This window comes from Streptomyces sp. B21-083 (assembly GCF_036898825.1).
GTDB lineage: Bacteria > Actinomycetota > Actinomycetes > Streptomycetales > Streptomycetaceae > Streptomyces.
Genome location: NZ_JARUND010000002.1, coordinates 374,188 through 387,469 on the forward strand (window position 1 = coordinate 374,188; position 13,282 = coordinate 387,469).

Sequence of the window (13,282 nt, forward strand, 5' to 3'; positions counted from 1 at the left end):
CGGATCAGTACTGGGCGGCGATCGTCGAGGCCGTTCGCCGCCCGCTGGGCCGACAAGCGGCGCCCAGGACCGTGTGCCCGATTTCACCGACGCGGCCGATGACGGCATACGCGATCACTCCTTGGCCCCGGACGATCTGGCCACGGGCGGCGCTCAGGGCGACGGAGAAGCCGCAGCGATCTGGATCGGGGCCGGATGTCTGGGCGGTGCCGGGCTATGGCGATCCGGATCACCCGCCAGGCGGTTAAGAGGACGCAGATCTCCATCCGGAGGCGTCGGTGTACTGGTTGGGTACCCGGCCGGCTTGGCGCGGATCGCTTGCATCGTCGGCGACGTCCAGGTGCGCACCGTCGATTGCGACGACGAGCAGGCCCTTCCAGCGCGCTCGGACGTCGAACAGGGCCCGCACCAGGCGGAACGCCGAGGCAGCAGCGCGCGCCACATCGCGGTCGCGGTCACTTTCACCAACCTCCGCCCCAGGGCACCGGCGAGCTTGCGCCAAACCTCGCGCTAGCCGCAGCCCCCGAACAGGGCCGCGTTCCGAGTAGGGTAATTGACGAGGTACTTTCGTACCCTCTATCGTACCCACCATGTGTAGGAGCCGCCTTTAGCTCGACGAGGAGCGACGATGCAGCACATGTATGACATAAATGCCCTGACCCCGACGTGTGAGGGCGTGGCCCTGGCCGCAGACCAGAAGGGCCGGCGATGAGGGCCTCCGACCGGGTCACCGAGTTGACCTCCATGATCGACTCTCTTGAGACGAATGTGGCGTGGCTGCTGTGCGATCGGCATCCTGCCGACAGGGTGGCGTTCACCGTCGTCGATGCCGCCGGCGAGGCGTCCGTCCTGACCTTCGGGCAGCTCGCGGCAGATTCCCACCGCTGTGCGCGGGCTTTGCAGGAGCTCGGCGTCGGGTCGGGCGACCGGGTGGCGACCTTGATGGGCAAGAGCACCGACCTTGTGACCGTCATCCTCGCGCTCTGGCGCCTGGGGGCGGTCTACGTGCCGTTGTTCACTGCGTTCGCGCCTCAGGCCATCGCCATGCGTCTGGAGGGCTCGGGGGCGCGAGTCGTGATCGTCGATCCGGATCAGCGGCACAAGCTCGACCCGGGGCCGGACATGCCGCAGGACCACCAGCGCCGCATCGTTGTCGCGCGGACCACCAGTTCCGGAGATGACGTGCTGCTCGCCGACCTCGTCGCGGCCGCGTCGCCGGAGCCGGTGCCCGCCGTCGCCGTCGGCGGCCAGGGGCCGCTGGTGCACATGTTCACCTCGGGCACCACCGGCAAGCCCAAGGGCGTCATCCATCCCGTGTCATACATCGCCGGATGGCAGGTGTACCTGGAGTACGCCCTGGGAGTCCCCCAGGACGGCAGTTACTGGTGTGCGGCTGACCCAGGGTGGGCCTACGGCCTGTACGCGGCCATCGTCGCCCCGATGGCCGCCGGTATCCCCAGTCTGCTGCTGGCGGGCCAATTCTCCGTCGAGTCGACCTGGCGCACACTCCTCGACCACGCGGTCACCGACTTCACCGCCGCCCCGACCGTGTACCGGCAACTCCGTTCCTCATCGGTGGAAGTACCCCAGGCGCTGTCCCTGAAGAGACTGTCCAGCGCCGGAGAACCCCTGACCCCCGAGGTCAACGAGTGGACCCGTCGCGTGCTCGGCCTGGAGGTGCACGACCACTTCGGCCAGACCGAGATCGGCATGCCCCTGGCCAATCACCATCACCCCGAGCTCGCCCGGCCCCTCAAGACCGGATCGATGGGCAGGCCGGTGCCCGGCTGGAGCCTCACCGTCCTGTCCGAGGAACGGGACGAGCCCGCCGGAACCGGCGTGCTCGGCAGAGTCGCGATCGATGTCGCCGCGAGCCCGCTGATGACCTTCCGCGACTACCAGAGGCCGGGCCAGAGCGCGGCCAAGTTCACCACCGACCGCCGGTGGTATCTCACCGGGGACGCCGGGTCGGTCGACGCCGACGGCGACTTCTTCTTCTCCTCCCGCGACGACGACGTCATCATCATGGCCGGCTACCGGATCGGCCCGTTCGAAATCGAGAGCGTCCTCGCCCAGCACCCCGCCGTCGCCGAATGCAGCGTCATCGCCGCACCGGACGAGGCCCGCGGCGAGGTCATCGAGGCGTACGTCGTCGTGGCCCACGAAAGTGTCGCGTCACCGGAACTCGCCGCTGAGCTGCAGCAGTTGGTCAAGACCCGCTACGCCGCGCACGCCTATCCGCGCACGATCCACTTCATCGACAGCCTGCCCAAGACACCGAGCGGCAAGACGCAGCGCTACCTGCTGCGCAGCCGCCGACGGGCCGAACTCTCCAGCCGAGAGGCACAGTGACCGACACAGATCCCCTCATCGTCGAGCAGCGCGGACCCATCAGGTGGCTGCGGCTCAACCGGCCCGAGCGGCGCAACGCCCTCAACGCCGCCCTCATGGACGCCCTCGACAAGCAAATCACCAGCGCCGAGGCCGACCCCGCCACCGCGGTGGTCGCCGTGGCCGGCAACGGACCGAGCTTCTGCGCCGGCGGCGACTTCCACCAGTTCCTGGAACTGGACGAGCGCGGCCAGAACCCGGTCGACTTCCTGACGGACGTATCCGCCTGCTTCAGCCGGATCGACGCCAGCCCCGTCCCGTGGGTCGCGGTCCTGCACGGCCACGCCGTCGCCGGCGGCCTCGAACTCGCCCTTGCCTGCGACGTCGTGGTCGCCGCCGACGCCACGCTCATCGGCGACGGACACCTCAACAACCGGCTCGTGCCGGCCGGCGGGTCCAGTGTCCGACTGCCTGCTGCGGTCGGGCGCGGACTGTCACGCTGGCTCCTGCTGACCGGAGAGCTCCTGCCCGCGACGGAGTTCTCCGGCACCGGCTGGATCCGGGCCATCGTGCCGGAGACCGAACTCGAGGCCACAGCCTCCCGTATCTGCCGTCAACTGGCCGAGCGGAGCAGTCCCGCGCAGCGGCACCTCAAGACGCTGCTGCACAGGATCGACGGCGTTGCCCCCGAGCTCGCCCTTCGTGAGGAACTGGAGACTTTCGCCGACAACTGGTCAGCGAGCTCCGTCGCCGACACCCTGAAGGCGTTTCTCGCCTCCCGGACGACGAAAGCAGCCAACACATGAACCGCTATCACGGGCGCGTCGTCGCCCTCACCGGTGGCGCACAGGGCCTCGGGCTCGCCATGGCCACGCGCTTCGCCGCGGAGGGTGCCACTGTCGCGCTGGCCGACGTCAACGAACGGGCCCTGGCGGATGCCGCGGGCGAAATCGCCGCGGCACACGACGCCAAGCTCCGCACCGACATCGTGGACGTGACCGACTCCGCGCAGGTCGACAACTGGATCGGCGGAATCACCAGCGACTTCGGCCGCGTCGACGTGCTGGTCAACAACGCCGGCATCATCCGCGACAACCGCGTCGAGGACATCAGCGACGACGACTGGCACGCCGTCATCGACGTCAGCCTCACCGGCGCCTTTCACTGCGCCCGCGCCGCGTTCGGCCCGATGAAGCGCCAGGGCTACGGACGCATCGTCAGCTTCTCCTCCATGTCATGGCGCGGGAACTTCGGCCAGACCAACTACGTGGCCGCCAAGGCCGGCGTCGTCGGCATGACCCGCACCCTCGCCCTCGAAGGCGCCCGCCACGGCATCACCGCCAACGCCATCGCCCCCGGCCTGATCGAAACACCCATGCTCGCCTCCATGAACGGCCCGGCACGCGACAAACTCACCGCCAAGGTCCCCATGCGCCACACCGGCCGCCCCGAGGACATCGCGGAAGCCGCCGCGTTCCTCGCCAGCGAAGCGGCCGGCTACATCACCGGCATCGTCCTCGACGTGGACGGCGGCATCTCCATCGGCTCCTCAATCCGGTAACCGACAGCCCGCCTGATCACCCGCGTCTCCCAGGGAACTGAGTCCCTGTGCCTCGCGCGCCCCGGCCGGGATCGGTCGCCGACCACCGAGTGTCGGTCCGGTACCGCCGACCCATGCCGAAGGGGACGTGCCGAGCCGTCGCTGCAACGGCTCCTGCGAGTGACCGTGTCCGCCTCACCGGCCGTCGCCTACACGCGATGGCACCCAGTCATACTTGGCTTGTGATGGCTGGGGCTCGGGATACGAATCATGGATCGGTACGTCGTCGGCGGGTGGACCAGGAGCGTCGTGCCGCACTGCTCTCGGACCTGGAAGAGCTGGTGCTCACCGAGGGCTTCACGGCCCTCAGCATGGACGATCTGACGCATCGCCTGCACTGCTCGAAGGCAACGCTCTACAGCGTGGCCGGAAGCAAGGAACAACTGGTGACAGCGGTGGCGAAGCGGTTCTTCCAGCAGGCGACCGAGCAGATCGAGATCACCGTGGCCGCCGTGGCCGATCCGAGACAGCGCATCCCGGCCTACCTGTCGGGGGTGGGCCAGGCGATGAGCCGGTGTTCTCAGGAGTTCTACACCGACATGATCGGCTTCGGGCCCACCGCGGAGATCTATCGGGTCAACTCCAAGGCTGCGGCTCGACGTGTGCAGGAGCTGATCGCTGCCGGTGTCGAGGCCCGGGCGTTGCGTCCGATCGACGGTAACTTCGCCGGGCACCTCGTGGCGCTGGCCATTGAAGGAGTGCAGTCCGGGGCGCTCTTGACCAGCACCGGGCTGACTGCAGGCGAGGCGTACACTGAGATGGCCGATCTTCTGCTGCACGGCCTCAGCATGCCTCAGACGTGAAAGCGAGGGCACGTGGCCGGTGCGACAGGGCATCATCACCGTGCAGGACAAGAAGGGATTGCAGTCTCTGAAGGCCGCAGCTGACGAACCGCCGGATCTGGTTGGTGCCTTCGAAGATCCCCACGACCTTGGCCTCGCGCATTTAGCGCTTGACGGGGAAGTCGCGGGTGCAACTGTAGCCGCCGAGCACCTGGACGGCGCCGGTGGTGGACCCTCGCCCGTAACGTCCCCCTAAAGCAGCAGTTCAAGAGCCCTTTGCGACAGGCTCAAGGACGACGGCGCACTCTACGTAATGCGTCCTGTGGGCCGCAGGCCGTATACCCCGCAGTAGTGGGCCGGCAGGCGGAGCGAACCTGCGAGAACGCTGCCGAGATCGGCGGGTGTGAGGTGGGCGGCGACCGCTGCGGCGGGGCCGCCGGAGGAGGAGCCGCCGACCGTGCGAGCCGGGTCGTGCGGGTTGAGGGTCGGGCCGAAGAGTGCGTTGTCGGTGTGGAGGTCCTGGCAGTACGCGGGGGTGTTGGTCTTACCCATAATCACCGCTCCCTGATGGCGGAGCCGTGCGACCGCGTCGGGATCCCGCTCTGGGAGGTGGTCCTGCAGATCCTCGGCGCCGCTGGTGGTGCGCAGGCCGGCCGTTTCGAAGCTGTCCTTGACGGTCAGCGGCAGCCCATCGAGGACGCCCGTGTTCTCGCCACGGGCGCGGGCGCGGCGTTCGTCAGCGGCGCGGGCGGCTTGCCGGGCCGCGTCGTCGTCCCGGGTGACGACGGCGTTGATCGTGCTGCCCTCGATCCGGTCGAGGTGGAGATCGAGCAGCTCGCGGCTAGAGATCTCGCGGCGATCCAGGGCACGGAGCTGGACGTGCGCAGGCTGACGCGTCAGGTCGGTCGTCATGCGGAGGCTCGCTCGGGGTGGGGGGTGCGGGCACGTTGGCGAGGAATGTGGCGGGCGACGGCGAGGAGGGCGTCGATGTCTTCCATCGGCTGGCTGGTCTCGGGGCGGTATCGGCGAAGTCGGTGAGCTGGTCGGGATGGGGGCGCTCTCCCGTCTTGCGGGCGGCGACGCCAGCGAGTATCTGATCGGCAGTGACAGCGGCGTTAAGTTCCTCGCCCGAGAGCCCTCGTGCCCCGTGGTGCGCTTCGCTGCTTTGACGGACGCCTGCTTCGAGGTACTGGCGGATCACGAAGCAGCCGTCGCGGATCTCGACCGCCCGTCGGTAGAGCTTGAACCCGATGCTGCGGAAGCGGCGGCGCCGGGCGGGACCGCCCTGGTCGACCGGCAGGCGGATCTCGGGGGCTTCGTTGGAGAAGGCCAGCCACAGGGGGCGCAGGCGGTAGTGGCTGAGGTGTTGCTTATTGCGGGAGCAATGTCACCCGTGCCCTCGCTTTGCTGGAGGCGCAGCGGGTTCCGCGTGATCGGGTGATCCTGCTTCAGGATGCGACGATGCAGCGCCGAATGGGTGCAGACTGGCTCGCCCAGCGTCCGCAGGCGGAGGTAGTGAACTTGCGTCTTACAGTGCGCAGGTGGGCGAGGTTGACGATGCATGGCCCGGTGAGCGGTTCGTGTCAATGCTGTTGGGGGAAATCTCGCGGCTACGCGATGACGAAGCCGGGTACGGCCCAGACGGTCGGGGCTAAATTGCGCACATAGACGTTCCGTCTGAGCTTGACCAGGCATTCCGACTGCTGTCGGATATGCCGCAGTTCACCGCTCTTCACGCTGAATGCGTGGTGGGCGTCCTGACTTCGACACCCACTACGCATTTAGTTGGACCGCGAGATTGGCTCTGCGCTTATCTCATCCCACAAATCCTACGCGCGGGAACGCGCTCTGCCGCAGGCGAGACACTTCGGAGGTCGGTCGCGACGAATCCGTTAGGAGACCGGTATTGCCATTACCGAGGGATCGCCATCGCTCCAGATTCCGCGGATTTGGCGCCTGGTGAATTTCCAGCCATCGTCCGTCCGGCGGAAGTTGTCGTCATAGTCGCCGCCCATGATGTAGTGCCCGTTGCCGTCCGCTGCTGCGCGCACGTGCTGAGCCATGAAGGTGGCATGTGCCGTGGCGGTGTCACCTTCGACACTGACGTTGATGTTTGCCACCAGGTGCTGAGTGGCATTAAGAGGCTCGAGCAGACCCTTCATGCCGGCGACGATTGCGTCACGGCTATCGACGACGGCGTTGGGGAAGTCGCCTACGGCTTCCGGGACGAAGCAAGTGGTGAGTTGATCCCAGTCGCGGGCGTCCATGGCGCGCGCGACGGTGTGGATCAGCTTGGCGATGGCGGCCTTGTCGAGGAGTTCTTGAACGGCATCGGATTCGTTGAGCGGGGTCATGACTTTCTCCTTAGAACGGTGGGGAGGCTTGGGCGACGACTTTTCAGCAGGGACGGGCTGGCGCCGGCAGGGACCCCTTCCGATATCGGTGCCCCCTGCCGCGAGTGTTTCGCGCGCCTGGTCGCAAGCGACCGGCTTCGCTCAGTAGGCGACGCTGATGTGCTGGTGTCGGTGCGACGGGGTCTCGATCTCGTCGACGATGGCGCGGGCGAAGTCCGCGCCACTGACGGCTGAGCTCCCGGCATCGTCGAAGAGGGCGACGTCCCCACCGATTCGGCACCGACCGGTGGGCTCGCCTGGGCTGTTGGCTCCGAAGCCGCGCGGCCAAGGCGGATGCGACGACGTCGGTGCTCAAGAAGCCCGTGCGGTTCCGGCCCTGGGCCGCGCATGCGGAGCCCGGCCGCGGGAAGGGCGAGACGCAGTAAACGGTCAGTGGCTGCGGAGCGCGTACGTACGAGTTACGCTGCGGCACTCACCTGCGGAGTGAGCTCCACGGGATGGGCCTGCTCGACGCGGTCGCGTCGGGTGTACATGTCCCAGTAATGCTCGGCGAGCTGGTCCGGGTGCACAGAGGGAAACGCCGGGCCGGCGTCCTCAGTGTCCGCCGGCTCATCGGCCGGGGGCGTGAAGGTCTCGGCGCTCTCGCTGCCGGTGATCAAGGCAGCGATGGTGAGGGTGCCGGCGTAGACACCGGTGCCGGCGAGTTCGGCGTTGAGGGAGTAGAGGTAGTTGCGGGCGGCGGACATCACCGGGCCCGGGCCGCTCATGTGCGGCATCGGCTGCACCGCCGAGTAGCCGGTGGTCATCAGGACTGCGCCGTCACCGCGTTCGCGCATCTCCGGCAGTACGGCATGGAACACCTCCACCGGGGTGAGCAGGAACAGTCCGGCGAGGCTCTCCAGCGTGGCCGCGTCCAGGGCGATGGCCGGGGTGAAGGACGGGGTGCCGCCGGACGGCCCGTACTCGACGACGTCGATCCGGCCGAAGCGGTCACGGATCGCCTCGACGAGCGCCGGAACCCGCGTGGGGTCGGAAAGATCGGCGATGAAGGCGGCGGCCTCGATGCCCTCGTCGGCGAGCTGTGCGACGAGGGTCTCCAGCCGTTCCTTGCGCCGGGCCACCAGGGCAACACGGAATCCTTCGCGGCCGAAGCGGCGGGCGACGGAAACGCCGAGCCCGGTGCCGGCGCCGAACACGGCGATCACTTTGGACATGGGACTACTCCTTGCCATGGATATATGTTGACCCTTGGGTCAACTTTCCCTGCGACCGTAACATGCAACTTGACCCTGCGGTCAAGTTTCTTGGGTCGAACAATGCGACTATGGGGGCCGGACACACGACCAGGAGGAACGCCGGATGCGGGCCGACGCTCAGCGCAACGCGGAGAAGCTGCGCACTGCAGCGGCCGAGCTCTTCCACGAGCGTGGCCTGCAGGCTCCGCTGAAGGAGATCGCCCGCCGCGCCGGGGTGAGCCATGGCACCCTCTACAACCTCTTCGGTTCCCGCGAGGCTCTCATCGACGAGGTCGTGGCAGACCTGGCCGCCGCCCGCCTGGGCGAGGCCGCGGAGCGCGCGCTCGCCCACGAGGACGCCTGGGCCGGGTTCGCGTACTACATCGAGACGGTCTGCGAACTGCAGACCACCGACCTCGCGATCAGGGACGTGGTCATCGGTCGCTACCCGGACGCCCGACGCCTGATGGCCGTCTGCGAGAGCACCAACGCCGCAGCCGCGCGCATCATCGAACGCGCCCAGCAGGCCGGATCCCTGCGCCCCGACTTCACACGCGAAGACCTGCTGTTCCTCTTCGGCACCAACTCCCTGCTGGCTCACGCCGCCAAGGATCCCGCCCCCGACGCCTGGCGCCGCGGGATCGCCTTCACACTCGACGGCCTGCGCAGCGAAGCCGCCCACCCGCTCCCCACGGCCCCGCTGACCTCGGACCAGCTCCACAGGGTGATGGGCAGCCTCACCGACACGCCATAGCGGTCGGCCGCCGAATCAGGTGGTCTGGCGCCCAGAAGAGGCCACGCTCATCAAGCAGGGCAAGTCCGCACATACTCAAGTGAGCTCCGACACCCTCAACTTGGCAGAGAGGGAACCGGGCGAGGTTCTCCGTGTAGCTCTCGTGGCGCCCGCCGTTGCGCAGCCTCGTGTACGGCTCGTCATAGGTCACAAGTGCCTGCTCGGTGGCGCTGTGCTCGTCTGCCATCGCCGCGGTCAGCGAGCCCGGCGCACTGGTGAATGCGAGTAGCGCAACCCCGGCCACCGTCGCGGCACCGATCACGACCTGGTGGTGGGCCGGGCGGCACTTGTCGATCCCATTGCCTGATTTCAGCAGCACCTTGTCGCACACGCCAGAGGCCAATACGCAGGACTTCACGTGCTGCGGGCAGCCTCTTCCTCAAGCGGGAGCCGGGCCTGTTCCATGCAATGCGCGCAGCCGCACGACGGCAGGGCGCACCGGCGTGACCAGCAGATCACCGCGGCCCACGCGAAGGTGGTCCGGCTGCACACTCTGGAGAATGCCTCAGTCGCTGCCGCTGTGGAGGCTGCGGACGCCGACACGGCAACCGCGGCCGTGCTCACACCCCTAGCCGGCCTCGGAGTCAAGGGCCTGGATTACGCCACCTGGCTGCGTCTGACCCCGACACCCTCGTCGACATCGCCGACGACGCCTCCCCCGGGGATATGAAGCGCTGCTGAGACGTTGGCCGACCGCAGCGCAGAAGGTGGACTTACAGGGCCTGCTGGTCTTCATTGGTGCTTGGACGAACGGGACCAGGACACTGCGGGGCGTACCTGTCCGACCCGTCGGCCGGTGCTAAATGCCGACCACGGTCTCGAGTTTCAACCAGCTGCGATGGGGCGGTTCGAGGCCCCATGCCTCCAGCTCGGCGCCACCTCCACACCGGGTTACGCGCGGCGGTGGCCTCGCGCCAGGCCCGGCGGTCCGGTGCCATGCCCAGGTCGGCGGCCTAGGCAAGGGCATCATGCACTCGGCGGGGCTCGGTTCCGAGGGATATCGGGGAGCCAGGACGGCCACGGGAAGCCGAGGAAGCTCACCGAGATGCCGGGCCGCCAGCCGCTGAACTCCGGCGTAGACGACTTCCATCTCGGACTCGATGCCGGTGATCCGTTCGATGAGCAACCCCTCTGGGACCCACTCGACGTCTTGCCGGTCCCCGCACCGCCGTGCAGCGCCGGGGGCGGCTTCGGCCCGCCGTACATCGGAGGGGTCGCCCTCGATCCGCGCGCACTCGGCCGAACGCCCGAAGAGTCCCAGGGGCGAGCGTATGTCAGCTCCCTCACGGGCCGGACAGGAATGGATCAGGGGCCCGGGCCATGTGGAGTTCACCGATGCGAGAGACGCCCCGTGATTCGTAGCGTCGTGATCAGTCGATCTGAGGAGTTGCGACATGAACGCCAACCAGGCGGAACCGGACCTCCGGGCGCGTCACTGGATCAACGGGGAATGGCTCGCGTCGGACGAGATCGCGAGTTCGCACAACCCGGCTGATGGCCAGGTCCTGGGCGAGTACTACGTAGGCGGAGCGGCCGAGGCGCAGTCCGCGATCGACGCGGCGCGGCAGGCCTTCGAGACCACGGCCTGGGCCCGCGACCGGGCGCTGCGCTCGCGCGCTCTGCTGGAGATGGCCGAGCGTCTTGAGGCCCACGCCGAGGAACTGGCACTGCAGCTGACCCGCGAGAACGGCAAGCACCTGCGCGAAGCCACTCTCGAGGTCTTCAGCACCCCCAGCACCCTGCGCCACAACGCCGGCCTGGCCGTCATCGATGCCGGGGCAGCCTCCGAGGCCGCGCCGGGCGTGTACTTCAACACGCTGGCCGAGCCCGTCGGCGTGGCTGGGGTCATCGTGCCCTGGAACTCCCCGGTGGCTCTGCTGATCCGCTCCCTGGCGCCCGCGCTCGCCGCCGGGTGCACGGTCGTGGTGAAGTTGCCCGCGCAGACCGCGCTGACCAACGCCCTGATCGCCAAGATCATTTCGGAGACGACCTCACTGCCCCTCGGCGTGGTCAACCTCTTCACCGAATCCGGCAACGGCGGCGCTGAGCTGCTCGTCGAGTCGCCCGACGTCGACGTCATCAGCTACACCGGCAGCACCAAGGTCGGCCGCATCATCAGCGCCAACGGGTCCAAGACCCTGAAGCGGATGAACCTGGAGCTCGGCGGCAAGACCCCGATGGTCGTCTTCGATGACGCCGACCTCGACGCGACAGTGCCCCTGCTGGTGGCCGCCGTCACCACCTTCAGCGGCCAGTTCTGCATGACCGGCTCCCGCATCCTCGTCCAGAGCGCCATCGCCGACGAGGTCCGCGAGCGCCTGCGGCGGCTGCTCACCGACGTCACGGTCGGCCCCGGCGAGGACCCGGCCGTCCAGATGGGTTCGCTCATCGACCGGGCGGCCGTCGAACGGATCGACGCTCTCGTGGCGGAGGCCGGCACGTACGCCAAGACCCTGGTGCGGGGCGGCCCGGTCACCGACGCCGCGCTCTCGCAGGGCGCCTTCTACCGGCCCTCGATGCTGGAGGTCGACGACCTCGACGCCCCGCTGATCCAGCAGGAGGTCTTCGGTCCGGTCGTGACCTTCGAGGTCTTCGACGACGAAGCCGCGGCCGTGCACCGCGCCAACGCCACCGAGTTCGGTCTGGCCGCCGCCGTCTTCACCCGCGACGTCGACCGCGCCCGCCGGGTCTCCCGCGAGATCAAGGCCGGAACCGTCTGGACCAACACCTGGGCAGTGCTCAACGACCGCTTCGAAGAGGGCGGTTACAAGCAGAGCGGCACCGGCCGCCTGCGCGGCATGCACGGCATCTCCGAGTTCCAGGAGACCAAGACCTACGTCCACGTCGCCCCGCCGCTTGCCGGCTGACAACTGAGGGAATACATCACCATGCGCGTACAAGCCGCTGTCGTCGAGGAAAAGTCCGGACCCTTCCTCCTTCAGGAGCTGGAGCTCGACGAGCCCCGTGCCGATGAGATCCTCGTACGGATCGAAGCCGTCGGCATCTGCCAGACCGACATTCACATCCAGCACCAGAACCTGCCCGTGGGGCTGCCCTACGTCCTCGGCCACGAGGGCGCGGGCGTCGTGGAACGGGTGGGCGCGGCCGTCACGTCCGTAGCCCCCGGCGACCACGTCGTGCTGTCCTTCCAGTCGTGCGGCCACTGCGCCCAGTGCCTGTCGGGCAAGCCGTCCTACTGCGAGCTCGCCCTCCCGGCGAACTTCGTCGGCGCCCGGCTCGACGGCACCCGGGGCATCCACCGCCCCGAGGGTAACGACGGACCGCCCGTCCTCGGCCACTTCTTCGGGCAGTCGTCCTTCGCGACCTACGCCCTGACCACCGAGCGCAACACCGTGAAGGTCCCGAAGGACATCCCGCTGGAGGTCCTCGCCCCGCTCGGCTGCGGGCTGCAGACCGGTGCCGGCACTGTCCTCAACTCCCTTGACCTGCAACGCGGCCAGTCCATCGCCGTGATCGGCACCGGCACAGTCGGGCTTGCCGCCATCATGGCGGCGAAGGCGGCCGGGGCCGGCACCATCATCGGCATCGACATCAACGACGACCGCCTCAAGACCGCCCTGGAACTCGGCGCCACCCACACCGTGAACGGCTCCGAGAAGGACGTCACCGCGGAGATCCGTGCCATCACCGGCGGTCGGGGCGTGGACGCGGTGGTCGAGCTGACCGGACGCCCGGAGCAGGTCGCCTCCGCCCTCGCCGCGATCGCCACCCGTGGCACCGTCGCGCTGGTCGGCTCACCGACCCCGGGCGTGAAGGCCGAGCTGGAAATGATCAACTTCGGCTTCGGCGGCAGCGTACGCGGCGTCGTCCAGGGCGACTCCGTACCTCAGCTGTTCATTCCGCAGCTCATCGACATGTACCGGGCCGGGATCTTCCCGTTCGACCGGCTGCTGAGTCACTACGACTTCGACGACATCAACACCGCGGTCGCCGACACCCGGCAGGGCAAGGCGATCAAGCCGGTGCTGCGTATCGGCGCGACCGGTCGCTGAGCCCCTTCCTCCGTCCACAGCCGGTCCGGCCGGCGGTCCTACCGCCGCCGGCACAGCCACGTGCGGCCACCAGTCGCGCGGCGCCGATCCGACCGGCTGCACCCACCATGCCTTCACCCGGCACGTGCGGGGCCGCCCGGGATTTTCCGGCCGACCCCGGACGTGCCGCGCCCA

At 68.4% G+C, this 13,282-nt stretch carries 11 protein-coding genes and 2 pseudogenes; 7 read left to right on the plus strand and 6 right to left on the minus strand.

The features are described from left to right. Positions 1-708: 708 nt before the first annotated feature. The 4 genes from QA861_RS25745 to QA861_RS25760 all read left to right on the plus strand — a co-directional run bounded on the left by QA861_RS25745 (position 709) and on the right by QA861_RS25760 (position 4,734). The gene (locus QA861_RS25745) at positions 709-2,352 is read left to right on the plus strand and encodes an AMP-binding protein (RefSeq protein ID WP_334590948.1); all 1,644 of its coding nucleotides are present in this window, start codon (positions 709-711) and stop codon (positions 2,350-2,352) included. Next, positions 2,349-3,137, plus strand: a complete 789-nt coding sequence (locus tag QA861_RS25750) for an enoyl-CoA hydratase/isomerase family protein (RefSeq protein WP_334590949.1) — start codon at positions 2,349-2,351, stop codon at positions 3,135-3,137. Before QA861_RS25745 ends, QA861_RS25750 begins: the two co-directional genes overlap by 4 nt. Next, a complete protein-coding gene (locus QA861_RS25755) occupies positions 3,134-3,892 on the plus strand; it encodes an SDR family oxidoreductase (protein ID WP_334590950.1) in 759 nt (252 codons plus the stop codon). Before QA861_RS25750 ends, QA861_RS25755 begins: the two co-directional genes overlap by 4 nt. 272 nt (positions 3,893-4,164) lie before the next feature. Continuing rightward, a complete protein-coding gene (locus tag QA861_RS25760; protein ID WP_334590951.1) occupies positions 4,165-4,734 on the plus strand; it encodes a TetR/AcrR family transcriptional regulator in 570 nt (189 codons plus the stop codon). Here QA861_RS25760 and QA861_RS25765 read toward each other — a convergent pair. The 5 genes and pseudogenes from QA861_RS25765 to QA861_RS25785 form a co-directional block, all read right to left on the minus strand. Then, positions 4,715-4,942 (minus strand): annotated as a pseudogene (locus tag QA861_RS25765) (acyl-CoA dehydrogenase family protein); the annotation flags it as partial. The gene QA861_RS25760 and the pseudogene QA861_RS25765 sit on opposite strands and share 20 nt — an antisense overlap. Positions 4,943-5,019: 77 nt before the next feature. Further along, positions 5,020-5,625: an amidase gene (locus QA861_RS25770; protein WP_334590952.1), complete on the minus strand. Its 606-nt coding sequence runs from the start codon at positions 5,623-5,625 to the stop codon at positions 5,020-5,022. Then, positions 5,555-6,061 (minus strand): DUF6545 domain-containing protein, encoded by a 507-nt coding sequence (locus tag QA861_RS25775; protein ID WP_334594842.1) that lies wholly within the window; start codon positions 6,059-6,061, stop codon positions 5,555-5,557. The genes QA861_RS25770 and QA861_RS25775 overlap by 71 nt, the downstream gene beginning before the upstream one ends. Positions 6,062-6,605: 544 nt before the next feature. Next, a complete protein-coding gene (locus QA861_RS25780) occupies positions 6,606-7,067 on the minus strand; it encodes a nuclear transport factor 2 family protein (RefSeq protein ID WP_334590953.1) in 462 nt (153 codons plus the stop codon). A 458-nt stretch (positions 7,068-7,525) separates the two neighbouring features. Beyond that, positions 7,526-8,281 (minus strand): SDR family NAD(P)-dependent oxidoreductase, encoded by a 756-nt coding sequence (locus tag QA861_RS25785; RefSeq protein WP_334590954.1) that lies wholly within the window; start codon positions 8,279-8,281, stop codon positions 7,526-7,528. A gap of 145 nt (positions 8,282-8,426) precedes the next feature. Between QA861_RS25785 and QA861_RS25790 the strand changes: the two genes are divergently transcribed. After that, on the plus strand, positions 8,427-9,056 hold the full coding sequence (locus QA861_RS25790; RefSeq protein WP_334590955.1) for a TetR/AcrR family transcriptional regulator: 630 nt from the start codon (positions 8,427-8,429) through the stop codon (positions 9,054-9,056). 118 nt (positions 9,057-9,174) lie between these two features. Here QA861_RS25790 and QA861_RS25795 read toward each other — a convergent pair. Further along, positions 9,175-9,441 (minus strand): annotated as a pseudogene (locus QA861_RS25795) (KR domain-containing protein); the annotation flags it as partial. 1,048 nt (positions 9,442-10,489) lie between these two features. On the opposite strand from QA861_RS25795, the gene QA861_RS25800 reads away from it, so the two are divergent. Together QA861_RS25800 and QA861_RS25805 are read left to right on the plus strand one after the other, a co-directional pair. After that, entirely contained in the window at positions 10,490-11,962 is a 1,473-nt protein-coding gene (locus QA861_RS25800) for an aldehyde dehydrogenase family protein (protein ID WP_334590956.1), read from the plus strand. A 21-nt stretch (positions 11,963-11,983) separates the two neighbouring features. Further along, the gene (locus QA861_RS25805; RefSeq protein WP_334590957.1) at positions 11,984-13,108 is read left to right on the plus strand and encodes an NAD(P)-dependent alcohol dehydrogenase; all 1,125 of its coding nucleotides are present in this window, start codon (positions 11,984-11,986) and stop codon (positions 13,106-13,108) included. Positions 13,109-13,282 lie beyond the last annotated feature (174 nt).

Bases quoted from the DNA above. Each gene is read 5' to 3' on its own strand.
- QA861_RS25745 (WP_334590948.1), top strand. From the start codon at position 709: ATGAGGGCCTCCGACCGGGTCACCGAGTTGACCTCCATGATCGACTCT.
- QA861_RS25755 (WP_334590950.1), top strand. From the start codon at position 3,134: ATGAACCGCTATCACGGGCGCGTCGTCGCCCTCACCGGTGGCGCACAG.
- QA861_RS25770 (WP_334590952.1), bottom strand. From the start codon at position 5,625: ATGACGACCGACCTGACGCGTCAGCCTGCGCACGTCCAGCTCCGTGCC.
- QA861_RS25780 (WP_334590953.1), bottom strand. From the start codon at position 7,067: ATGACCCCGCTCAACGAATCCGATGCCGTTCAAGAACTCCTCGACAAG.
- QA861_RS25785 (WP_334590954.1), bottom strand. From the start codon at position 8,281: ATGTCCAAAGTGATCGCCGTGTTCGGCGCCGGCACCGGGCTCGGCGTT.
- QA861_RS25790 (WP_334590955.1), top strand. From the start codon at position 8,427: ATGCGGGCCGACGCTCAGCGCAACGCGGAGAAGCTGCGCACTGCAGCG.
- QA861_RS25800 (WP_334590956.1), top strand. From the start codon at position 10,490: ATGAACGCCAACCAGGCGGAACCGGACCTCCGGGCGCGTCACTGGATC.
- QA861_RS25805 (WP_334590957.1), top strand. From the start codon at position 11,984: ATGCGCGTACAAGCCGCTGTCGTCGAGGAAAAGTCCGGACCCTTCCTC.